Origin of the sequence: Sporosarcina psychrophila, from assembly GCF_001590685.1 — a bacterium.
Lineage (GTDB): Bacteria > Bacillota > Bacilli > Bacillales_A > Planococcaceae > Sporosarcina > Sporosarcina psychrophila.
The window spans coordinates 2807771-2830186 of the sequence record NZ_CP014616.1 but is presented as its reverse complement, the minus strand read 5'-3'; the positions used below and the strand labels follow the sequence as shown (position 1 = coordinate 2830186).

Annotated in this window: 23 protein-coding genes and 1 riboswitch; of the genes, 21 read left to right on the top strand and 2 right to left on the bottom strand. The window is 41.3% G+C overall.

Features of this window, described 5'->3' with window-relative positions:
• Positions 1-174: 174 nt before the first annotated feature.
• The 6 genes from AZE41_RS22810 to AZE41_RS13650 all read left to right on the top strand — a co-directional run bounded on the left by AZE41_RS22810 (position 175) and on the right by AZE41_RS13650 (position 5827).
• On the top strand, positions 175-492 hold the full coding sequence (locus tag AZE41_RS22810) for a hypothetical protein (protein WP_187045148.1): 318 nt from the start codon (positions 175-177) through the stop codon (positions 490-492).
• 32 nt (positions 493-524) lie between these two features.
• A complete protein-coding gene (locus AZE41_RS13670; protein ID WP_067210448.1) occupies positions 525-1244 on the top strand; it encodes a response regulator transcription factor in 720 nt (239 codons plus the stop codon).
• Positions 1237-3021 (top strand): ATP-binding protein, encoded by a 1785-nt coding sequence (locus AZE41_RS13665; protein WP_067210446.1) that lies wholly within the window; start codon positions 1237-1239, stop codon positions 3019-3021. Before AZE41_RS13670 ends, AZE41_RS13665 begins: the two co-directional genes overlap by 8 nt.
• 45 nt (positions 3022-3066) lie before the next feature.
• Entirely contained in the window at positions 3067-3630 is a 564-nt protein-coding gene (gene sigX, locus AZE41_RS13660) for an RNA polymerase sigma factor SigX (RefSeq protein ID WP_067210443.1), read from the top strand.
• On the top strand, positions 3596-4828 hold the full coding sequence (locus AZE41_RS13655) for a hypothetical protein (RefSeq protein WP_067210440.1): 1233 nt from the start codon (positions 3596-3598) through the stop codon (positions 4826-4828). Before sigX ends, AZE41_RS13655 begins: the two co-directional genes overlap by 35 nt.
• 76 nt (positions 4829-4904) lie before the next feature.
• Positions 4905-5036, top strand: a riboswitch (FMN riboswitch).
• 209 nt (positions 5037-5245) lie between these two features.
• Positions 5246-5827 carry an ECF transporter S component gene (locus tag AZE41_RS13650; protein ID WP_067210434.1) on the top strand — a complete coding sequence of 194 codons (582 nt, stop codon included), beginning with the start codon at positions 5246-5248 and terminating at the stop codon, positions 5825-5827.
• A 203-nt stretch (positions 5828-6030) separates the two neighbouring features.
• On the opposite strand, the gene AZE41_RS13645 is transcribed toward AZE41_RS13650, so the two are convergent.
• Positions 6031-6282: a ferredoxin gene (locus tag AZE41_RS13645; protein WP_067210431.1), complete on the bottom strand. Its 252-nt coding sequence runs from the start codon at positions 6280-6282 to the stop codon at positions 6031-6033.
• Positions 6283-6391: 109 nt separating this feature from the next.
• Between AZE41_RS13645 and AZE41_RS13640 the strand changes: the two genes are divergently transcribed.
• From AZE41_RS13640 to AZE41_RS13620, 5 genes are all read left to right on the top strand, one after another.
• Entirely contained in the window at positions 6392-7432 is a 1041-nt protein-coding gene (locus AZE41_RS13640) for a YpbB family protein (RefSeq protein WP_067210428.1), read from the top strand.
• Entirely contained in the window at positions 7432-8868 is a 1437-nt protein-coding gene (locus AZE41_RS13635; RefSeq protein ID WP_067210425.1) for a RecQ family ATP-dependent DNA helicase, read from the top strand. The genes AZE41_RS13640 and AZE41_RS13635 overlap by 1 nt, the downstream gene beginning before the upstream one ends.
• 193 nt (positions 8869-9061) lie before the next feature.
• On the top strand, positions 9062-9724 hold the full coding sequence (locus AZE41_RS13630) for a LysM peptidoglycan-binding domain-containing protein (RefSeq protein ID WP_067210423.1): 663 nt from the start codon (positions 9062-9064) through the stop codon (positions 9722-9724).
• Between the two features lie 222 nt (positions 9725-9946).
• Entirely contained in the window at positions 9947-10732 is a 786-nt protein-coding gene (locus AZE41_RS13625) for a metallophosphoesterase (RefSeq protein WP_067210420.1), read from the top strand.
• 18 nt (positions 10733-10750) lie between these two features.
• On the top strand, positions 10751-11725 hold the full coding sequence (locus AZE41_RS13620) for a YpdA family putative bacillithiol disulfide reductase (RefSeq protein WP_067210418.1): 975 nt from the start codon (positions 10751-10753) through the stop codon (positions 11723-11725).
• A 67-nt stretch (positions 11726-11792) separates the two neighbouring features.
• Here the strand turns inward: AZE41_RS13620 and AZE41_RS13615 are convergent, their stop codons facing one another.
• On the bottom strand, positions 11793-12731 hold the full coding sequence (locus AZE41_RS13615; RefSeq protein ID WP_067210416.1) for an asparaginase: 939 nt from the start codon (positions 12729-12731) through the stop codon (positions 11793-11795).
• Between the two features lie 59 nt (positions 12732-12790).
• Here AZE41_RS13615 and prsW point away from each other — a divergent pair, with 59 nt between their 5' ends.
• From prsW to der, 10 genes are all read left to right on the top strand, one after another.
• Entirely contained in the window at positions 12791-13474 is a 684-nt protein-coding gene (gene prsW / locus AZE41_RS13610) for a glutamic-type intramembrane protease PrsW (RefSeq protein WP_067210413.1), read from the top strand.
• 101 nt (positions 13475-13575) lie between these two features.
• A complete protein-coding gene (gene sleB / locus AZE41_RS13605) occupies positions 13576-14340 on the top strand; it encodes a spore cortex-lytic enzyme (protein ID WP_370570005.1) in 765 nt (254 codons plus the stop codon).
• Positions 14341-14442: 102 nt separating this feature from the next.
• A complete protein-coding gene (locus tag AZE41_RS13600) occupies positions 14443-15720 on the top strand; it encodes a PepSY1/2 domain-containing protein (protein WP_197485318.1) in 1278 nt (425 codons plus the stop codon).
• Between the two features lie 125 nt (positions 15721-15845).
• The gene (locus AZE41_RS13595) at positions 15846-16487 is read left to right on the top strand and encodes a flagellar brake protein (protein ID WP_067210408.1); all 642 of its coding nucleotides are present in this window, start codon (positions 15846-15848) and stop codon (positions 16485-16487) included.
• 257 nt (positions 16488-16744) lie between these two features.
• Positions 16745-17422 carry a (d)CMP kinase gene (gene cmk, locus AZE41_RS13590; RefSeq protein WP_067210405.1) on the top strand — a complete coding sequence of 226 codons (678 nt, stop codon included), beginning with the start codon at positions 16745-16747 and terminating at the stop codon, positions 17420-17422.
• Positions 17419-18003, top strand: coding sequence for a lysophospholipid acyltransferase family protein (locus tag AZE41_RS13585; protein ID WP_067210403.1), 585 nt, complete (start codon positions 17419-17421; stop codon positions 18001-18003). Before cmk ends, AZE41_RS13585 begins: the two co-directional genes overlap by 4 nt.
• Positions 18004-18081: 78 nt before the next feature.
• Complete coding sequence (gene rpsA, locus AZE41_RS13580; protein WP_067210400.1) at positions 18082-19230, top strand: 30S ribosomal protein S1; 1149 nt, start codon at positions 18082-18084, stop codon at positions 19228-19230.
• A gap of 292 nt (positions 19231-19522) precedes the next feature.
• A complete protein-coding gene (locus AZE41_RS13575; RefSeq protein WP_067210397.1) occupies positions 19523-20212 on the top strand; it encodes a peptidoglycan recognition protein family protein in 690 nt (229 codons plus the stop codon).
• Between the two features lie 236 nt (positions 20213-20448).
• Positions 20449-20676, top strand: coding sequence for a transcriptional regulator (locus AZE41_RS13570; protein WP_335339499.1), 228 nt, complete (start codon positions 20449-20451; stop codon positions 20674-20676).
• A gap of 415 nt (positions 20677-21091) precedes the next feature.
• On the top strand, positions 21092-22402 hold the full coding sequence (der, locus tag AZE41_RS13565) for a ribosome biogenesis GTPase Der (RefSeq protein ID WP_067210395.1): 1311 nt from the start codon (positions 21092-21094) through the stop codon (positions 22400-22402).
• The last annotated feature ends 14 nt before the right edge of the window (positions 22403-22416 follow it).

Here is a 22416-nt window from a genome sequence, read left to right as displayed (position 1 = left end):
GTGAAAATAAAAATCCCCTTCAAATCTACTTCGGTGCTTAGTTTATGCTATACATTGGCTCAACATATATAAAGGGGGATTATAAGATTCGGTAATGTCAATGTGTTGTAACTTCGAGGTTTCAAGTCAAGTGCTTGGGGCCGTTTATGATCGGTTGGTAAGGGTATATGGTGGGTGTGTGTCGATTATGATCGGTTGGCAAGGTTATATGCTCGTTCGTACGCCGATTATGATCGGTTGCAAGGTTATGCTCGTTTGTGTGTCGTTTATGATTGGTTGCAAGGTTATATGCTCGTTCATGTGGGGTTTATGATCGGTAGTCAAGAGTATATGCTTGGTCATGCGTCGATTATGATCGGTTGGCGAAAGTATATGCTTGGTTGTGTGTTCACTTTTGATCTTACTAGACACCGGTTCGCCATTTTGAAGTTGCGCTTAAGAACGTCGCTACGGCTTTTCTGTTTCTTTTTTGCACAACGACTTGTACAATGAGGATAGTAGCTAGTTGAAAGGGGTAATCATTTATGGAAGAAAAAGTGACGTTGTTAGTAGTAGACGACGAGGAAAGAATCCGTCGTCTGTTAAATATGTATCTTACTCGTGAAGGGTATGAAGTCGAAGAGGCTGTCGATGGCGCGGATGCACTCGAAAAAGCGCTTGTGAATAACTATGATTGTATTTTACTCGATTTGATGATGCCTGAAAAAGATGGATTAGAAGTGCTAGAAGAACTAAGAGAAAAGAAAATTATGACGCCTGTCATGATGCTGACGGCAAAAGGCGAAGAGTCAGACAGAGTAACTGGTTTTGAGTCGGGTGCTGATGATTACATAGTGAAGCCTTTTAGTCCGCGTGAAGTTGTTCTGCGGGTTAAAGCAATTCTTAGAAGGTCTGTTACGTTTCCAGGTGCCGCTTCATCATCTACATCGAAGGACTTGGTCGTCTTCCCTCAATTAACGATAGATCACGATGCACACCGGGTTACAGCTGAAGGAGAAGAAGTTGGGCTGACGCCGAAAGAGTACGAATTGCTCTATTTTCTTGCGAAGTCGCCTGACAAAGTATTCGACAGAGAACAGCTGTTAAAAGAAGTGTGGCATTATGAATTTTTCGGAGATCTCCGTACTGTAGATACGCATGTCAAACGGCTACGTGAAAAGCTAAGCCGCGTTTCTGAACAAGCAGCAAAAATGATTGTTACTGTTTGGGGAGTCGGTTACAAGTTCGAGATTCCTAATGAATAGAATATGGAATTCAATTGTCGGGAAGCTATGGGCAACCATATTGCTTCTCGTTTCTTTTGTATTATTTATTGTTACTGCCTTGCTCCTTGAATTCCTAGATGACTTCCATACACAACAGGCTGAGGAATCATTGCGAAGGGAAGCAACAACGATCGGGAAAATTGTTAATGATCACGAAAGTCAAACTTCGATGAACTTGATTATTGATGACATTCTTGACGACGAAACGAATGCGATGATTGTCGATACCAATGGGGAAGTTACGCATTCATTCCATAAAGGATTGAACAAGGATAGAATAGAAAATAAAGTGCTCTATGAATCCATGTTTTACGCCGCTGAAAAGAATAATAAACAAGTTGTAAAAGAGATGATCTTACCTTCGATTAATGAAGAGAATGTCATGGAACAATACCTTGTTCTATCCTATCCACTTGAAAAAGGAGAGCAACTCGGTAGCTCAGTTATCATTTATCAAAGCCTTGAAGCCGTCCATAGGACAACAGAAAGTACTACACGTATCGTATTCTTATCAGCATTTATTGCCTTTATTTTAACAACATTTTTCGCCTTTTTCCTGTCAACAAGAATTACTTCCCCTTTACGTGGATTGAGGCAGGCGGCATTTGAATTATCGAAAGGGAATTTCGATACAAGATTGCCTGTAATGCAAAATGATGAAATTGGCCAGCTTGCAACTGCATTCAATCAGATGGGTAGACAGCTTAAATACCACGTTGAACTTATTAATCAGGATAAAGAGCAGCTTTCAAGCATCCTTACATCGATGACTGATGCTGTCATTACATTTAATCGAGATTATACAATCCTGCTAAGTAATCCACAAGCTGAACAGTTATTGCAGAATTGGTATTTTAAAAATGGCGCACAAGAGGGTAACCATCATATCCCACCGGCGATTTTTCATATGCTTGAACATGTTATTACGTTCGCTGAGGAAGTTGAAGATGAATTAGAATTAGGTGGACAGTTTTATGGAATCTCTATTAGCCCGTTGTATAGCGGAAATAGTATTCGTGGGGCAGTTGCTGTCTTACGTGATATGACAGATCAGCATAAGCTTGAGAAACTTAGATCCGACTTCATAGCAAACGTATCTCATGAACTTCGGACACCGATATCTATGTTGCAGGGGTATAGTGAAGCCATTATTGATGGAGTTATAACAAGTGATGAAGAGCGCGACGAAATGGTACAGATCATACACGATGAATCGAAAAGGATGGGCCGACTTGTGACGGATCTTCTCGATCTCGCAAGGATGGAATCAGGACATATGCGACTTTACAAAGACGATCTATCGATGATTCCTTTTCTCGACCGGATAGTCAATAAATTCATGCAAGTTGCGCGTGAAGCAAATGTCGATTTGACTTTCGAATTCTTGGAAGATACAGTACTCATTTCAAATGTAGATGAAGACCGTATGGAGCAAGTATTGACGAATTTAATAGACAATGCAATCCGCCATACACCTGATGGGGGAAGTGTTAAACTCGGAATACAAAAACAAGTTGATATGATTGAAATAACAGTGACGGATACAGGTGTTGGAATTCCGCAAGAGGATTTACCGTATATCTTCGAACGATTTTACAAAGCAGATAAAGCGAGAACTAGAGGAAAAGGCGGAACAGGTCTTGGTCTCGCCATCGCCAAAAGTATTATCGACTCTCATGGTGGCAAAATCGCTGCAACAAAAGGTGACACTGAAGGAACAATTTTCAGTTGTATATTGCCTTTAAAAAAGATGTAACTTAATAGCTTGAAATACGACTAATTGATAGAACGGGGGAATTTCATGGACGACTCCGTTTTCCATCGGCTTTACGAACAGTACCATCAGGATGTGTTCAAGTTTCTTATCTATTTGACGAGAGACCGTGACCATGCTGAGGACCTCATGCATGAAGTCTATGTGAGGGTACTGCGTGCTTACGCCGGTTTTGAGGGGAAAAGTTCCGAGAAGACATGGCTCTTTTCAATTGCTAAAAATGTAGCAATCGACCATTTCAGGAAAAATACAGTTCGTAAAAAGCATCTGTTCGATAAATTCGACTGGGAAAAGAGCGAACTCGTATCGACAGGTATCCTGCCGGAAGAAATCGTAGCACTCAGTGAAGAGATGCAAGAGCTGCTGCAAGCACTTAATACATGTACTGGTGATCAGAAAATGGTTATCATCATGCGCTATTTCCAAGATCTTTCCATAGCTGAAACAGCCGAAATTCTTAGCTGGACAGAAGGCAAAGTGAAGACAACACAACATAGGGCGATCAAAGCATTACAAAAGAAATTGAATGCTCTTCCGACAGAAGGGGGGAAACTAGATGACCCACAAAGATTGGAACGACAACAAGATTGAAAAACTCCTCGGTGATGTGCCTGACATATCAGATAATCGTCAAATGTCGGAAATACTGGCACGGCTGAAGCAAGATGAACGGCTGAACACGCCTCACCGTAAAAAATCAAAGAAATGGATGCCAGCACTTGTCGCTGTTGCTGCTTTGCTTGTTATCGGCCTGTTGGTTCCTTCTATGTTTGGTGAAAATGAATTATCAATGAAGGACCAAAGTACCGACCATAAAATGATGCAGAGTGAGGACGCCGAACCTTCTGCAAGAGGTGCGAGTTTGGAAAATGAATCGATTACGGATGAAGAAGCGGAAATGGGCACAATGGATGGATTTTCTACTAGGATGGCATCTGAAACAGGGAGGACACACCATTTTGCTGTCTACTCCGAAGACGTTACCGATAGTACACTATTCCATTTAGGTCTTGCAGGTGATCAAGCTTTAAGCATTGCCGTTACATTTATCATTCCGAACAGTCAAATCAATGAGGATATTGGTTTCTTGGAGCCATCGAGTTATGATTTGTACAAAAAGTATGCGGATCGTCTCGATGAAAGTGCACTAGGTTTTCAAGAGTATCATCCTTATAAAGGCAACATCGCCGCAGAGGATCATGTAATTATCCACCAGCTACCGCAACGTCATGGTTATGACATAGGTTCGGGATCGATGGAAGTCTATCTCGACTCTTTACAAGATACGTTTTACGGTTATCAGGAGGTCCGATTTGAGAACGAGGATGGAACTGCGACCATGTTCTCTGAAGTAGGTCAACCGAGCACACCGTTGATTTTGAAAAGTGGTCGTAATCATTTGAATTACTATATGTTTGAACAACAAGATGGACAGCAGTTTCTTACATCGAACTTTTCCCAACCGCAGCCATCGTTGAACGAGGCATTACAGCAAATGAAAGTGAAGCCGAATGATGTTTTCAAGCCAGTCATTCCAAGTACTTTAAATTTTGAAGTAAAGGCAGATGACAAATTGACGACCATCAAATTCACACAACCACTGGATTTGGACGCGATGGAGCCGGAAAAAGCGATGCAAATGGTTGAGGGCATGCTCCTGACAGCAGCTGATTTTGGTGAACAGCTTCAATTCGAAAATGTCGTTCAAGAAGAATGGAACGGTTTTAACTTCAGCCAGCCTTTACCGGTACCGGTTGGATCTAATCCACTTCCACTTATATTGAAGTAAATAGAAAGACCTTTGTAAACAGCCTTGTTTACAAAGGTCTTTTTTTTGTATACAATAAGGTTGTAACAAAATATTGATTCATCTTCGGGGCAGGGTGTAATTCCCGACCGGCGGTAAAGGAAAGTCACTTTCCAAGCCCGCGAGCTTAACAGCTGATACCGGTGTAATTCCGGAGCCGACAGTATAGTCTGGATGGGAGAAGGTGAAGGTGCGGCCATCTTTTTGTGTTGTCTACAAAAAGAGGTGCTTATTTAAATGTGGGTTAAAAGAGAAAGAAACAGTCTCTTTTCTACTCTCTATTTGAGTATACCTTTCAAATCCCTCGAGCTTATTTGCTTTTGGGATTTTTTGTCGACATAAACAAGGTGGAACGGCCTTTCCTCTTTTGAAGTGAATCGCAAAAGGAGAGAGGAACAAATGAATAACAAAAAGTTGCGAAAGATGATTCTCATCGCGATGTTAGGGAGTATTGCAACTGTTTTGATGCAGTTTAACTTCCCATTACCTGCACTACCTGGATTCCTGAAAATTGATTTCAGTGAGATTCCAGCGGTTTTGGCAATAATGACGATGGGACCTGTAGCAGGTATTGCGGTCGAACTGCTTAAAAATATAATGCACTGGTTCATGTCAGGTAGCCCGACAGGTGTTCCTGTTGGTGAAATTGCAAACTTTGCAACAGGCGTGCTTTTCATAATGCCGATTTATTTTATCTTTAATAAATTTAAAACATCTATTGGTCTAGCGGGAGGCCTCATTGCTGGAACTGTCTCGATGGCTATTGGCATGAGTGTCTTGAATTACCTACTGTTTTTACCAATGTATACGTATTTCATGAATTTCCCAGCCATGGCAGGGAATGAGTTAGCTACTTTTATTGTTTTAGGAGTTCTACCATTTAACTTGATCAAGGGAATTATGCTAATGATTATTTCCATGCTGCTTTTCAAGAGTATGAAAAAATGGATTGCACAACAGCGTACCCAATTAACTTCATAATATAAAAAAAGGTCGTCCCGGGATTTTCCAGGACGACCTTTCCACGTTCGATTTATCTAGCTTCGTGACAGTGGTCTCTCAGCCAATTGGTAGAGCCACTCACGAGTCTTTAACACTATTGTAGAGTAACGTCTGTCTGGAAGCCAGCACGACAAGTTGTCGTAGTTTTAAAGCGACTTCTGTTATCGACAGCGCTTGCCTAGTTAATCTTCGTATTTAAGTGCATCGCCATCAAATGGTGCGTCGGCGGTTTTGATAGAATCGGTTGGGCAGCCATCGAAAGCGTCTTCTAGGTCTTCCATCAGTTCTTCTGGAACTTCAGCTGTTCCCATGTTATCATCGAGGATAACATAAGCAATTCCTTCATCATCATAATCGTATATATCCGGGGCAGCAGCTCCACACGCACCACACGCTATACATGTATCCTGATCAACGATTGTATATTTAGGCATAGTCTTTCTCTCCTCTTTTCTCCGTACAAACAATTTACTTCACCTTTCATTCTAATGATGTTGACAAGAGTTTTCAACAAAAAACATTTGTTAATCGGAGGAATTCAAAATGAAACTATCTTCAATACTATTAACCATCATAGGCAGAATAGACGGTGAACGAACAATCTATGCGGGACTTCACCTATTACGCGGCAAACGATCGGGACAAACACTGCAAGATGTTGAATACTACGGTTTGAAGGAATTCTTTGGTATTGTACCAAAACTGACAGCTGAACGATTCGATGAGGCGGCTAAACAGTTAAGTGATAGGGGTTTCATCTCAACAATGGATGATTCTTTCGTCAAACTGACGGAGCAAGGTCGCGTGGAAGTTGGCAAATTACCGTCCTACCGATTTAACGGCTGGGATTATAGAGGAAGGGAAATGATTTTTTTCGGAAGGTTATCGCTTGTTGTGCAGACGGTTTCGAATTTCAAAGCAAAGGAAAAATCGTTTATGCCCGCTCAAAAAGACCGTGATATTCAAACTTTTGTTAAAATGCTACTACATAATCAGCGAATCAGTGATCCAGTATTTGCTAAAGGCGTCAGCGAAGAAATTCGGCTATGTATTACTCGAAGTGAAATGGATGAAAGACAAAAAACAATTATCACTCATCGCTTAAGTGGTTTCGGACTGACAGGCTGGACATGGGATCAGTTAGCAGATAATTTGAAACTAAATCCATTCGATATCCGTCTACTATTTATAGAAGGTCTACATATGATGCTTGCTGTCATTATTCTGTCTCCTGATTTGCCTTTTTTGCGAAAAATAGCTGAAAGCGTCAAGGTTTCGACATATTTGACGGATTCCTCTGTAAAAACGAAGCAACTTTTTGATCGTGGCTTTTCTCTTGAAGAAATTGCGATGGCGCGCAACTTGAAACAGAGTACAATTGAAGATCATTTTGTAGAAATGTCTATTAATGATACAGAATTTCCGCTAACACAGTTTGTTTCTGAGGAAGATGCAGAAGCAGTAGCTGGAAAAGTGAAGGAAATTGGAACCCGTAGACTTCGCTTGCTGAAATCTGAATTCGAAACGCTTTCCTATTTTCAACTTCGTCTCATCTTAGGTGCGCGGACGGGAGGGGGCAACTAATGGCTATTCACAAATTATTAAAAGAGAGATTCGGTTTTGATCAATTCAGGGCAGGACAAGAAGATGTCATTCGAGATGTGATTGCGGGCAAGGACACGATTGCAATTTTACCTACAGGTATAGGGAAGTCACTTTGCTACCAATTACCTGCCTATGTACTTGAAGGTACTGTCTTAATCGTTTCACCACTCGTTGCGTTGATGGAAGACCAGGTGGCAATCATGAAAAGGAACGGTGAAAAAAGGGTTGTTGCGTTAAACTCATTTCTTTCTTATTCGGAGAAAAACAGAATAATGGGGGAATTAGGCAGCTATAAATTCATTTTTATATCACCTGAAATGTTGTTGCAAAAAAATGTGACTGCTCATTTTCGTAACATTCAGTTGTCGTTAATTGTTGTTGATGAGGCTCATTGTATTTCTCAATGGGGATTTGATTTTAGACCAGAATATTTGAGGCTAGGAGAATTTTTTGAAGGATTGAATCGACCAGGTATTTTGGCTCTTACCGCAACGGCCGATGATAAAGTAAAGGCTGATATTTGCAGGTATCTGCAACTTCAAATGCCTGCAATTCATCAACATTCGTTGGACCGCCCTAATATTTCTTATTCAATTGTCAAAGTTGATAATGGGATGATGAAAACGGAGTGGATTAAGAATCGTATAGTAACGACGGCGGGTCCTGGAATCATTTATGTGGCATCGCGAAAGCGGGCTGATGAACTATCTCAGCTTCTTCAGCTGGAGGGTGTTTCTGTGGCATCTTATCACGCCGGCAAAGAGCAAGAAGATCGAGCGTTCATTCAGGAACAATTTATCACTGGTGAAATTAGCTGGATATGTGCTACAAATGCGTTTGGAATGGGTATACATAAAGACGATATCCGTCAAGTGATCCATGAACATGTACCTCAAGCTATCGCAAGTTACATTCAGGAAGTGGGGCGTGCGGGACGTGATGGTGATTTAGCGGCAGCGACGTTACTTTTTTCGTCCGATGACGAAGGAAGAACGCGTTTCATTATCCAAGACGATCTCCCTCAAGAATGGGAAATCAAGCACTATAAAAGTCTTCTCGTAGAGAACTATCCGCCTGCTGAAGCAGCTGAACTGGCACGGATTAGCGAAACAGGAAAACGTGTCATAGACTACTACATCGAACGGATGCCGATTGAAGATGTCATTATTCGTATGTCTGAATTGATACGTGAAAAAGAAGCGCAACTACAGACGATGCTTCGATTAGTTCATTCTGAAAGATGTATTCGGGAAGAGATTTTAGGTTTTTTCGGCGAGGCATGTGGAATGAAACCGAAGTTTTGCTGTTCGGTTTGTGGAACAGCGGATGGTCTAAAGCTTGATGTACAAAAAACAATCGTGTTGGATAAACGAATGGTGGATTGGGAGGAAAGGTTGACGGGGCTTCTTGGATAAGAAACCTGTTGTCCATTTAACTTCATTCTGAAGAACTATGCCTGATGACTCGTGGAACAAGGAAAGTTGCAGTTCAATCGCCCCTCTGAGTAACCAATATCCTGTTGGTGCAAATACAGCAAGGTGTATTTGATTTTTACGACAAAATTCGTCATAATGAAAGAATAGCACGATGTGATAGGAGAATGTAGCGATGAAAAATGATGATTATAAGACTGACTTTGAAGAGCACAGGAAGGAAATCGGTCTAGACGATGGTCATGAGGTTAGCAAGCTTCCATCGCGTAGCGAATTGCATAGGAAAGGTCGTAAACCTAAAAAGAAATCCAGCCATACGATGATTAATGTTATTCTTGGGTTATTCACACTTATTCCGGTACTCATTTTAGTGTATATTATTTCCGATTTTTATACTCCGGGTGATCGTACGTCAGCAAAAGGTGGGGAAACCGGCACGCTCTTTGAAATGAACAGTGAAAAGCCAGTTGAAAAAACTGCTGATGCTGATAAAGACGATGAAAAAAAAGCAACTAGTAATGAGGACGAAAAGAGTGCTGTGAAAACTGAAGCTGAAGCAAAAGTTGAGGAGAAGCCAGTATCTAAACCAGTAGTGAATGTCAATCCAACACCAGAAAAGAAACCAGAAGTAAAAGTAGAAACGAAGCCGGAGAAGAAACCGGAAGTAAAACCGGAGTCTAAACCAGTAGCAAAAACGCATACGGTTGGTAGTAATGAAAACCTTTATCGTATTTCTTTGAAATATTATGGTAACGGTGGAGGCGTCGAAAAAATCAAAAGCGCAAACGGCTTAACATCGAATGAAATTGGGGTTGGACAGAGACTTGTCATTCCTTGAGGAATAGCAGTATGAAAAAGGCGAAGTATAGATTCTTTGCCTTTTTCTTATGATAATAGGGAAATCTGGGTTTTTTGACACGGAACTGTGTCAAGCTCCAAGCGCCAGACGTTCGGGTCATAAGTGAGCCCGGCTAATCGGCAAAAGAATGCCGCTTCGCCGGTCCGCCCTAAGCCTGTCGCATCTACATGGCACTTTGCGCTTATCTTATGAAGGGTGGGCATGATTACGGTTAATAAAATGATATGGTCATCTGTTTCGCTGATGATTGGATTTTTAATATATATGTTTATGAGTGCTAGAAGAAGGAATGTTATTTACCATAATATGAATGTTGCGTCTGATAGTCAGGCTGACAAAAAAATGTCGGTATTTTTCATTTCAGATATCCATCGGCGTAAAATCGATGATAAATTGCTAGCGAAAGTTCAATCTGCCCATGATATCGATATTGTTATCATTGGCGGTGATCTAGCTGAAAGAGGAGTACCACTAGTACGGATAGCTGAAAATATCCGTAAGTTAGCGCAATTGGGACCGTTATTTTATGTTTGGGGTAATAATGACCGTGAAGTTGGAGAAGAAGAAATGCGAGAGATTATTACTCGTTATGGCGGGAAAATCCTTGACAACGAAAGTAGTGTTATTCCTGGACATCCGCGTTGGGGTATAGCTGGAACGGACGATCCGTCAAGTCGAAATGTCGATATTGACTCGACCCTCCGTGTTGTCAGTCAGTATGACAATGTTATTTTGGTCACGCATACGCCTTCGCTTTTTAGGAAAGTGGAGCAGTTATATGAGCCTCGATTGATGCTTGCGGGGCACACACATGGCGGACAAATTCGAATCGGGAAATACGGTCTACAGGAAAAAGGATCGTTCCGATTGAAGAAGGGTAGAGCGAAGCTAATCAGTAATGGATACGGCACGTCTACGTTGCCACTGAGGCTTGGTGCGGCGCCTGAATGTCACGTCATCGTCATAAATTATGGAGAAGTGTACTAAAGGAGTGTATTAAATAAAATGATACAAAAAGATGTAATAGTGGTAGGGGGAGGTCCATGTGGCCTGTCAGCAGCAATAGAACTGCAAAAACAGGGACTGGATGTTCTTGTTATCGAAAAGGGCAATATAGTCAATTCGATTTATCATTATCCGACGCATCAGACGTTTTTCAGTTCAAGTATGAAGTTGTCTATAGGGGATATTCCATTTATCACGGCTATAGATAGACCGAAGCGGAATGACGCACTTGTTTATTACCGGAAAGTTGCGGAACTGAAAGAAATTCCTATCAATAGTTTTGAAAAGGTAGTTGATGTTGCGAAAATAAGTACGGGATTCCATGTTTTGACGGATAAAGACGAGTATTTAGCAACTAATGTGGTAATCGCGACTGGCTACTACGACAATCCAAATCATCTCGGTATTGAAGGGGAGGACCTCCCGAATGTCTTCCACTATTTTGAAGAGGCACATCCTTACTTCAGAAAAAAAGTGGTTGTAATTGGAGGAAAGAACTCTTCCATCGATGCTGCTCTCGAATTGGAACGTGCTGGGGCACTGGTTTCAGTTGTTTACCGCGGTTCCGATTATTCACCAAGTGTTAAGCCCTGGATTTTACCTGGTTTCGATAGCCTTGTTCGTAGTGGTGAAATTGCCATGCATTTTAATGCGGATGTTGTCAAAATCACGGATGTTTCCGTCACGATTGATATCGCAGGGGAATTGTTTGACATTGAAAATGATTATGTCTTCGCAATGATTGGCTATCATCCCGATCACACTTTCCTAAAAAAGGTTGGTATTTCGATTGAAGAAGAAAGCGGTCGCCCTTCTTTTGACGAAGAAACAATGGAAACGAATGTCGAAGGGCTCTTTATTGCAGGTGTTATTGCTGCGGGGAATAATGCCAATGAGATTTTCATCGAAAATGGTAAGTTTCATGGTGAAATAATTGCGCGTACGATTGATGCAAAACAAAATAGTATAAAATAAAAGCTACCCTTCAATCTAGGAAAACAGGTTGAAGGGCAGCTTTTTGACATTTACATCTACAACAATTTTACTTCGTACAAAGTTCGAGTAATAGTTTTAAGCGTGCTTTCTGGCCACTGAGCCCGTGTTCAAAGCGCACACCCATATCTTTCAGCATCTTACCTCCGCCTTCATACGCATAAATATCCTGTGCAATCCCATTGAAGCATCGGGAAACTAGGATGACTGGAAGACCTTCAGAAAGTAGACGTCTGATTCCGCCGACCACATAAGGTGGGACGTTCCCTTGTCCTAGTCCTTCAAGTACGACACCGTCATAGCCAAGAGAAGATATCGAAACAAGCAAGTCGGATTCCATTCCCGCATAGATTTTAAACATGGCTACTTTTTTGTTGATGGACACGACAGGGAGATAGGTTCTTGATAATGGTGCATGGTGGAAATGAATGGCTGACTTCGTTACAATGCCGATGGGTCCATATTGCGGACTTTGAAAAGTAGAGACACTGCTGCTATGTGTTTTCGTCACATTCGTCGCTGTGTGGATTTCATCATTAAGTACGACGAGTACCCCTTTATCGTTTGCGTCGTCTGCTGCGGCAACTCTGACAGCTGACATCAGGTTATAGACGCCGTCCGATCCAATTTCATTGGAAGAACGCATTGCACCCGTCAATACAATTGGGATATTGAAATTTGTTGAGAGTTCAAGGAAATACGCTGTCTCTTCAAGCGTGTCTGTGCCATGTGTAATGACAATACCATCAAAGGAATTATTCTCCGTCAGACGGGAGATCAGCTCTTTGAGTTCAAGCATTCGTGCTGGTGTAATATGTGGAGAAGGTAAATTAAAAGCTTCCACTTCTGTTATGTTGGCGAATTGCTGGATGTTGTCTATTTCTAATGCGAGAGGATTTGCAGCACTTAACATTACTCCGCCGGTTTTGGTATCCAGTTCCATTGAGATCGTACCGCCTGTATGAACAAGCAGAATGTTTTTCTTCATAGTAGTTCCTCCTGTTTAAGGGAAATCATGGTATAATAAAGCAAAATGGGGGCCGGCCGATGTTCATATTGTTCACTGTAGCGATTGCGCCGGGATTGGCGCTCTTTAGCTATTTTTATTTGAGAAAACAGATTGCGAAAGAACCATCACTTACATTATTTCATACATTCATATACGGCGCTATCATGACTTTTCCGATAATGTTTATCCAACACGTATTTGAAGAGGAAAACATCTTCTCCCACTTTTTCATTCGGAATGTTATTTTTACAAGTGGACTTGAGGAGTTCTTTAAATGGCTCATCCTGTTGCTTGCCATTTATAGGCATGTTGAATTTGAAGATGCATACGATGGGATCTTATATGGTGCCAGCGTGTCATTAGGTTTTGCGACGGTTGAAAATATTATTTATCTACTTACATTTGGAGCGGACACCGCATTTCTTCGGGCTTTATTGCCGGTTTCCAGTCATGCACTATTCGGTGTAGTAATGGGCTATTATTTTGGCCGAGCAAAATTTGCAGTAGAATCAAACATCAATATGTATTTGTTTCTAGCATTCCTTGCCCCATATAGTCTTCACTTCATCTATAATGGCATCCTCGCTGTAGATAATCTCTGGCTCTATCTGATTATACCTTTCATGCTGTTTCTTTGGTGGTTTGGCTTAACTAGAGTTAAATATGCACATACGTTCGCAATGCAGCAATTCAGACGCAAAGCACGAACAAACACAAAATGATTCAGCTTTTGCTGGATCATTTTTTATTTGTTAATAATATTGCTGATTTTGGACAAACTATAGAAAAAGGAGGAATGAAAGTGAAAAAACTGGTCATCCGTATGATAACAATCATCTTGCTCCTTGGATGTGCTTATGCAACCTCACCTGTCCAAATAAAAGCATTCAGTTCCCAAAATGTCGCACGCGGCGCATTTGGAGATGATGTAATCGAGCTGCAGTCGAGACTTCAGTATATTGGTTATTACACTGGGACGATTGATGGAACATTTGGCTATGGAACCTATTGGGCATTGCGCAATTTCCAAGAGAAGTATGGACTTCCGGTAGACGGAATTGCAGGATTGAAGACTCGGAAAAAATTGGTGGATGCATCACAGTATGATGAGAAGTTCGTAAAAGATAATTTGAATAAAGGGAATAAGTTCACGTATTACGGAAGTAAACCGCTTGCATCTCAGGTAGGTCAAGGAGCGGGTAAAACGGAAAATATCCAATTGCCAGCAAAATATTCGGATCAGGATCTTAAGCTGATGGCGAATGCTGTCTATGGTGAGGCAAGAGGAGAACCGTACGAAGGGCAAGTTGCAGTAGCTGCAGTCATATTGAACCGGGTTGAACATCCAGATTTTCCAGATACAGTTGGCGGTGTCATCTTTCAACCGCTTGCTTTCACAGCGGTCGCTGACGGGCAAATTTGGCTAACACCGAACGAACGGGCAAAAGAAGCCGTTCTCGATGCTATTAATGGATGGGATCCTTCCGAAAATGCAATTTACTACTTCAATCCAATTACAGCGACGAGCAAGTGGATTTGGTCACGACCTCAAATTAAAAAAATTGGTTTGCATATATTTGCCAATTAATCAATACGGAAAAGTATTGAAAACTAGTGATAAAGGAGGGGAGGCGGAATTTTCCGGAAACAACGAAAGTTTCCGGCGATATTTTGCCGAAATATGAAAAAAATGATTTTTGTATTAGTGTACTCAATAGCAGCACTTTCAATCTTTTCTTACGGTAAAGCAGCTGAAAATGAACAATTATCTATCGCACTAAGTGGACAATACGCCAGTAAAATGACAGATGCATCGGAGAAACTGGAAGAATTGGATAATGCGGTGAAAAAGACTTTATTATTTAATGAGGCGGATGGATCCTCAAAAGCGCGAGATGACATTTGGCGTCTGTCATCCGATATTAAAAACTCTGTTTCTTCATTACCGATGGATCCAAGCTTTTCAACATCGTGGTTGAATTATCTTGGACGTCTTGGTAATTATGCCAAGGAAGCAACTCGTGTAGCCGATAACGTCGAATATCACCGGGTTATGGAGCTGGCTTCTAAGAACCTTCGCTCAATGGCGGATGAGTGGCAAGTGGCAACTGCGGGCATGGTAAGTGGGAATTTATCGATAGACGGTTGGAAAAAGAGATTGGATGTTGCTGATTCAGGCCATGATTGGACCGCTATGGGTACTAGTGTTAAACAGTATACGGAGAGTGATTTCCCACTGACAGCAAGTGAGTCTGATTCTATGAAGAAAAAAGATTTGAAAAATATTGCGGATCCTGAAGTGACTCGTGAAGAGGCCATAGCTGAGTTCAAAAAACTTTTTCCACACCTATCTAATGAGACTATCGGTGTAGAAATGAGTCAACCAGGCTCACCTTATCCGTTTTATCACATTCGTTTTGCCGAAGCTGAGTCAGTCGGTTATATTGATATCACGGAAAAAGGGGGGCATGTCCTTTCATTCCTTACAGAAAGGCCATTTGGCAAGGAGATTCAGCCGTTTGACGAACTTAAAAAGAAAGCAGAGACGTTTTTAAAAGATGCAGGTTATAAGGACCTTGTTTACGAGGAAGCAAGGGAAAATAATACGGCTTGGCATATGGTATTTGTCAGAGTAGAACCGGAATATGGAGCGAAAGTATTTTCAGATGTAATCCATTTAAAGATTGCAAAAGATAATGCGGGCATCGTTGGTCTGGATGCTTCCGAGTATATTCGGAAAGAGAAGACTGAACGACAGCCGATCACGAAGAAGAATTGGAAGACATTTTTCCATTCGGGCGTCGAAATTGTCAAAGAAGAATATGCATATGTTGAAAATGATCGGTTAGAACAAAGGCTAACGCACTATTTGACAGTTACGATAAATGAGAATGGGCAAATAGGCACATATGCAGTAATCGTCGATACGGAGACCTCTGAAGTGATCAAAACCGAGAAATTACAGTAAAATGAAGTGTAAATAGTCATTGGAATTTCCATCCCGTCATGACATAATAGTATCTATGAATAGCGACACGCGCCGATAGCGCCTGAAGCTAGACCATATGACATAGGGATGGCGGGTGCTTTAATATGCTACTTTCGGTTGGGACGATTATTGTTATCGATAAAGACTTTACAAAAGATAGCGAAAAGTTCAAAAGTAAAGTGGTTGATATAGGAGACGGTTTCGTAATGATTGACTACCCAAGCCATATTGAGACGGGACGGACAGCATTTTTTATGGATGGCACGCAGTTGCACGTTACATTCATAGATAGTATGAAAATGTCTTATGCTTTCCGGACTGAAGTGAGCGGCCGCCTTAATAAGGGAATTCCAATGATTAAATTATCCTATCCTGGTGATGAACAGCTTATCAAGATTCAACGACGTGAATTTGTACGGGTAGAATCAGCAATTGATATTGCTGTTGAGAAAGATGGACGCTTCAGCCAGTTTGTGGCGGCAGACCTTAGCGCAGGCGGAGTCGCGCTAACTCTCCTTAACCCCGACACTTTCAAAGAAGACGAGCTGTTATCGCTGACCATCGTGCTACCTTTCATGAACCGTGAAATTAAATATGTCAAAGCTGATGCACGGGTTATAAGGGTTTTTGAGAAAGATGGCAGACTAATTGCCTCATTACAATTTGAGACAATCAATCAAGTTGAGCGTCAATACGTTATCCGATTCTGTTTTGAACGGCAGTTGCAAATGAGAAATGAAAAATAGAATTTAGTTGGGGAGAGTCTGTGTGAATGAGACTTTTCCCTTTTTAATTGCCCAAACTCCAGCCAGTTAACCAAGGCGCTTACGCTCTTCTTGGTGTCTAGACTCCAGGCGCCTAGACCCTCGAGTCGCTTCAGTCCTTAAGTTAAAGGCAAAAAGCGCCTTTATCTTAAGGCCCTCCAGCGCTTTTCGGGTCTACCAAGGCGCTTACGCTCTTCTTATGATACAATATTGTCTAATTGACTACGGGGGTAGATGAAATGGCATTAGAGATAAAAATCGCGATTGATGGTCCGGCTGCGGCTGGAAAAAGTACAATTGCTAAAATCACAGCTGAAAAATTGGGCTATACGTATATCGACACAGGTGCTATGTACCGCGCACTAACGCATAAAGCGTTAGTTCACAACATAAATACTAGGAATGGACAAGAACTTGAAAAGTTATTGGAAGAGACGGAGATAGTTCTTAGGCCATCAATAAACGGCCAAGCGGTCATTGTAGATGGTAAAGACGTAACAGAAGACATCCGTTCACAATTAGTGACGGCTTCTGTATCCTCTGTCGCTACTCATATGGGTGTCCGTCAGCTGATGGTTGATAAACAGCGGATTCTAGCTATAGGTGCAGGTGTTGTAATGGACGGGCGCGATATCGGGACGGCTGTCCTGCCGGATGCGGAACTAAAGATTTTCATGACAGCCTCTGTTGAGGAGAGAGCGATGAGACGTCATATTGAAAACGAAAAACGTGGCTTCACAACGTCTCTTGAACAATTGAAAGCTGAAATTGCTGAACGTGATCGCGCGGATAGTGAAAGAGAAGTGTCTCCACTCAGACAAGCGGAAGATGCTGTTCTTATCGATACGACTTCGATGTCAATTACAGATGTGGCGGAAAAAATCAGTGAACTTGCAGAAAAGAGGATGAACTTATGAACTTATATCCACTTGGTAAAATGCTCTGCAGTGCAATATTTTATCCGTTATATCGCATTAAAGTAATTGGTGCGGAGAACTTCCCGAAAGAAGGGGGTGTTCTGCTTTGCACGAATCACATCGATAATGTCGATCCTCCGGTTGTCGGTAGTACTTGTCCTAGGCCTGTTCACTTCATGGCAAAAGAAGAGTTATTCAAAATGCCATTGCTAAAAAGTATTCTTCCGCAAGTGAATGCATATCCTGTGAAACGGGGTATGAGTGACAGGGAAGCATTCCGGAATACATTGAAAATCCTTAAATCGGGAAAAGTTGTCGGGATGTTTCCAGAAGGAACGAGAAGTAAGACGGGGGAACTTGGTAAAGGGCTTGCAGGCGCAGGATTCTTCGCGCTGAAGGGTGGCGATGCGGTCGTTATGCCTTGTGCAATTATAGGGCCTTACAAAGTGTTTAGAAGATTGAAAGTTGTCTATGGTAAACCGTTAGATCTGACAACTTATCGTGAAAGTCGGACTTCAGCTGAAGACATGACAGAGATCATCATGAGTGAAATTCAAAAACTTATCGAACAAAATAAATAAGATAAGGGTAATTTTTTGTTATTTTGAATAGATTCGAATAATATAGAAGTAGGATTCTTTATGAAGGAGGACTACATAATGACTGAAGACATGAACTTAGAAGCAGCGAACATCTACAATGAAGGTGACCGTGTTACTGGGAAAGTGACTAAAATCGAAGAAAAGTCTGTGACAGTTGAAATTGCGGGAGCACCTTTTGATGGTGTTATTCCAATCAGCGAACTATCGAGCCTTCACATTGAAAAAGCTGAGGATGCAGTTGCAGAAGGCGATGAAATTGAACTGATTATCACTAAAGTGGAAGAAGATAATTATGTCCTTTCAAAACGTAAAGTCGATGCAGAAGATGCATGGGGTTCTCTTGAAGAGAAATTCAATAATAAAGAAACAATCGAAACGGAAGTAAAAGACGTTGTTAAAGGCGGACTAGTTGTTGACCTTGGTGTACGTGGTTTCATTCCGGCATCACTTGTCGAAGATTATTTCGTCGAGACTTTTGAAGAGTATAAAGGTCGTATGATGACATTTAAAATTGTTGAAATGGATAAGGAAAAAAATCGTTTAATTCTTTCTCATCGTGCAGTTATCCAAGAAGAAAAAGCATCACAAAAAGGTGAAGTTTTGGATAATCTCAAAGAAGGTGAAGTACTGGAGGGGACTGTTCAACGTCTTGCAACATTCGGTGCTTTTATTGATATCGGTGGCATTGATGGACTTGTTCATATATCTCAACTTTCTCATGATCATATCGAGAAAGTTTCAGACGTTCTAAAAGAGGGCGACAAAGTGAATGTGAAAATCCTTTCAATCGACCGTGATTCAGAACGAATTTCACTATCCATCAAGGATACATTGGCTGGTCCGTGGGAAGGAATTGAAGAGAAGGCTCCTAAAGGATCTAAGTTTGAGGGGACTGTGAAACGTCTCGTCTCATATGGTGCATTTGTAGAAGTGTTCCCTGGCGTCGAGGGGCTTGTCCATATTTCGCGTATATCCCACCAACACATCGGTACTCCGCATGAAGTGTTGAAAGAAGGTCAAAAAATCGATGTCAAAGTACTAGAAGTCAATACGGATGATAAACGTCTATCTTTAAGCATTAAGGATCTTATTGAAAAAGAAGACAATAACTCTTATGGAAATTATGAAATGCCAGAAGAAGCATCAGGTTTTTCACTGAGCGATGTCATCGGAGATCAGCTGAAGAACTTTTCAACTAAAGACTGACTAAGAAATGTTGTTTAATTTACTCGATGTGACTAATTTGTGAATATAATGAACGAGAATTTGAAAAGATGATGATGCCCCTTATGGGCATCATCATCTTTTTTGTTGCATAGGAAATGATACTATTCCCGATCCGTGGATATTTAATAACGTAGGAATTGTCATAGGGGTTGTCTAAATAGTTACATATAATAGTAAGCAAGGTATTTTCTTATCGGCGTGATAAGTGGGGGATTAGTAAGAGGCCTTTATTCCGCCGACAGGGCTTTAGTAAAAAAAGAAGGTGAATAATATGCCATATACAATAATCAACAACTACATTCCGACGTCTCTTTATCCTCTGAAAGCGACGTATCCGATGAAGCCGGAATACATCACCATCCACAATACAGCCAATGATGCGACGGCAATCAACGAGATTGCTTTCATGACGCGGAACACGACTGCGACGTCGTATCATGTGGCAATCGATGATAAACATGCAGTGCAAGCTATCCCGTTTACACGCAACGGTTGGCACGCTGGGGATGGTCAAGGGGCAGGTAATCGGAAATCCATAGGGATTGAAATCTGTTACTCACAATCAGGCGGTCCGAAGTATGTTAATGCGGAAGCGAATGCCGTCGACTATATAGCACGCATACTTAAGCAATACAGCTGGGGTATAGATCGTGTTAAATGGCATCGGGATTGGAGTGGTAAAGAATGTCCGCACCGTATCATAGGTGAGGGGCGTATGACGACCGTTCGCAATGCCATAGTTAAACGTCTGGCAGAATTGAATATCCCAACGCTACCAAAGGAGGATGCACGCATGTTTAATCCAAGCTCAGCAACGTTAAAAGTTGCTTATGAACAATACTTGTCGGATGCCGTAAAAGAAGGTTTAATTTCCGACAAATGGTTAACGGACTTTAGGGCAGGTAAGTTGTCACTAGATGATGCACTCGCACTAAAAGTCTTTATTGACCAGCGCAGATGAGGTAATTAAGGTAGGGAAGATCAAAAGGCGGTAAATCCATCAAGGACAGTCGTCATTTTCAAAAGAAAAGAACGTATAAGATTTCAGCGGAGCGGTGTCTAGATTCCAGCACCTAGCCTTCCTTTATCTTAAGGCTCTCTAGTGCTTTTCCGGTCTACCAAGCGCTTGTGCTTTTCTTATTTGTCATAATAAGAACGTTCGCTCCATATGTTGGTGGAAAGGGAGGGGGGGAGGGAATGAGTGTGCGTAATCAATTGGTCAAGTCGATGAAGTATAATGAGTCATTAGATATGATGTACCAGGCGAATGACGGTCAAATTAGTAAGAGGCGAATAAGGGTGCTGGATGTCGGTGAGGTATCGTTCAGAGCATACTGTTTTCTGCGTAAGTCGAATCGTACGTTTACAAACGACAACGTGTTGGCGCTTGTTCCCATCATTATAAAAGAAAGATCCGTGATCTAACAGTTAGACGTTTACAGATTGTAGTATGAAGTGTTGCGTTATTAATAGAAGAAATAAATTTAAAATTCGCAAAGTATAGCGCTGCAGGTTTCATTTATGCTTCGCGAAAATCAGTAGCAGTGATAGTGGATATGCGGAAAATTAATTGGTAATAATAAGAAAGAGCGACTTCTCAGAAATGGGATAGTCGCTCTTTCGATTATTAATATGAATTGTAGGACTTACTTCATTTTCAAAGTTCTCAAAAAGCCCCACATACAAATAGTTTAGTCTTGCGTAAGTTAAATTCACGTAAAAATGATATACTGTCGTAGTGTGACAAAGACAGTGTTTACAGTTATAAATGTGCCTGTTTAGACGTGTTAATGATTATTGTGTATAATATGCAGAAGATAAGCTGGAAGGATGTTAGATTATGAATAAACCAACAGTAGCGATCGTCGGTAGGCCGAACGTCGGGAAATCGACAATATTTAACCGAATCGTTGGTGAACGAATTTCAATCGTAGAAGACGTTGCGGGTGTTACACGTGACCGTATTTACAGCTCCGCAGATTGGCTCGCACATGAGTTCAACCTTATTGACACAGGAGGAATCGATATTGGAGATGAGCCTTTTCTTGAGCAAATCCGATTACAAGCGGAAATTGCAATAGACGAAGCGGACGTTATCATTTTCCTTGTGAATGGTCGTGAAGGGGTAACAGATGCTGATGAGCAAGTTGCCAAGATCTTGTACAAAACGAAAAAACCTATTGTACTTGCTGTAAACAAAGTTGATAATCCAGACATGCGGGACATGATTTATGATTTCTATTCCCTTGGATTCGGAGAACCGTATCCGATTTCTGGTGCGCATGGACTAGGTTTAGGGGATTTGCTTGATGCAGTAGCGAATGATTTCCCAGAACCAGGTGCTGAAGAAATTGAAGATGATGTCATCCGGTTTTCGTTAATTGGGAGACCTAACGTTGGTAAATCATCACTTGTCAATGCATTTTTAGGTGAGGAACGGGTCATAGTTAGTGACATACCTGGAACAACAATAGATGCTATCGATACGGCTTATGAATATGATGGACAGAAGTATAAAATTATTGATACTGCTGGTATGCGTAAAAAAGGGAAAGTGTATGAAAATGTAGAGAAATATGCTGTTCTTCGTGCACTAAAAGCGATTGATCGCTCTGATGTCGTTCTTATCGTTATCAATGGTGAAGAAGGCATACGTGAGATGGACAAGCGCATCGCCGGCTACGCAGAAGATGCTGGAAAAGGCGTCATGTTTGTTGTTAATAAGTGGGATGCTGTCGAAAAAGATGATAAGACGATGAACAAGTTTATTGCGGATATCCGTGATAATTTCCTATTCCTCGATTATGCACCGATTGCTTTTGTTTCAGCAAAAACAAAACAGCGTGTTAATACGTTGTTTGAAAAAGTTAAATTAATTAATGAGAACCATGCACTACGTATTCAGTCAAGTGTCTTGAACGAAGTGATTGAAGACGCTGTTGCAAGAAACCCTGCACCTAATAATAAAGGACGCAGATTGCGTATTTATTATGCTACGCAAGTAGCTGTTAAACCGCCAACTTTCGTCGTCTTTGTGAACGATGTAGAAATCATGCACTTCTCTTATGAACGCTTTTTACAAAACCGTCTTCGGGAGTCATTTGGCTTCGAAGGAACTCCGATCAGGATTATTACTCGAGCAAGAAGCTGATCGACGTTACGGGA

Bases quoted from the DNA above. Each gene is read 5' to 3' on its own strand.
- AZE41_RS13670 (WP_067210448.1), top strand. From the start codon at position 525: ATGGAAGAAAAAGTGACGTTGTTAGTAGTAGACGACGAGGAAAGAATC.
- AZE41_RS13665 (WP_067210446.1), top strand. From the start codon at position 1,237: ATGAATAGAATATGGAATTCAATTGTCGGGAAGCTATGGGCAACCATA.
- sigX (WP_067210443.1), top strand. From the start codon at position 3,067: ATGGACGACTCCGTTTTCCATCGGCTTTACGAACAGTACCATCAGGAT.
- AZE41_RS13655 (WP_067210440.1), top strand. From the start codon at position 3,596: ATGACCCACAAAGATTGGAACGACAACAAGATTGAAAAACTCCTCGGT.
- AZE41_RS13650 (WP_067210434.1), top strand. From the start codon at position 5,246: ATGAATAACAAAAAGTTGCGAAAGATGATTCTCATCGCGATGTTAGGG.
- AZE41_RS13645 (WP_067210431.1), bottom strand. From the start codon at position 6,282: ATGCCTAAATATACAATCGTTGATCAGGATACATGTATAGCGTGTGGT.
- AZE41_RS13640 (WP_067210428.1), top strand. From the start codon at position 6,392: ATGAAACTATCTTCAATACTATTAACCATCATAGGCAGAATAGACGGT.
- AZE41_RS13635 (WP_067210425.1), top strand. From the start codon at position 7,432: ATGGCTATTCACAAATTATTAAAAGAGAGATTCGGTTTTGATCAATTC.
- AZE41_RS13630 (WP_067210423.1), top strand. From the start codon at position 9,062: ATGAAAAATGATGATTATAAGACTGACTTTGAAGAGCACAGGAAGGAA.
- AZE41_RS13625 (WP_067210420.1), top strand. From the start codon at position 9,947: ATGATTACGGTTAATAAAATGATATGGTCATCTGTTTCGCTGATGATT.
- AZE41_RS13620 (WP_067210418.1), top strand. From the start codon at position 10,751: ATGATACAAAAAGATGTAATAGTGGTAGGGGGAGGTCCATGTGGCCTG.
- AZE41_RS13615 (WP_067210416.1), bottom strand. From the start codon at position 12,731: ATGAAGAAAAACATTCTGCTTGTTCATACAGGCGGTACGATCTCAATG.
- prsW (WP_067210413.1), top strand. From the start codon at position 12,791: ATGTTCATATTGTTCACTGTAGCGATTGCGCCGGGATTGGCGCTCTTT.
- sleB (WP_370570005.1), top strand. From the start codon at position 13,576: ATGATAACAATCATCTTGCTCCTTGGATGTGCTTATGCAACCTCACCT.
- AZE41_RS13600 (WP_197485318.1), top strand. From the start codon at position 14,443: ATGATTTTTGTATTAGTGTACTCAATAGCAGCACTTTCAATCTTTTCT.
- AZE41_RS13595 (WP_067210408.1), top strand. From the start codon at position 15,846: ATGCTACTTTCGGTTGGGACGATTATTGTTATCGATAAAGACTTTACA.
- cmk (WP_067210405.1), top strand. From the start codon at position 16,745: ATGGCATTAGAGATAAAAATCGCGATTGATGGTCCGGCTGCGGCTGGA.
- AZE41_RS13585 (WP_067210403.1), top strand. From the start codon at position 17,419: ATGAACTTATATCCACTTGGTAAAATGCTCTGCAGTGCAATATTTTAT.
- rpsA (WP_067210400.1), top strand. From the start codon at position 18,082: ATGACTGAAGACATGAACTTAGAAGCAGCGAACATCTACAATGAAGGT.
- AZE41_RS13575 (WP_067210397.1), top strand. From the start codon at position 19,523: ATGCCATATACAATAATCAACAACTACATTCCGACGTCTCTTTATCCT.
- AZE41_RS13570 (WP_335339499.1), top strand. From the start codon at position 20,449: ATGAGTGTGCGTAATCAATTGGTCAAGTCGATGAAGTATAATGAGTCA.
- der (WP_067210395.1), top strand. From the start codon at position 21,092: ATGAATAAACCAACAGTAGCGATCGTCGGTAGGCCGAACGTCGGGAAA.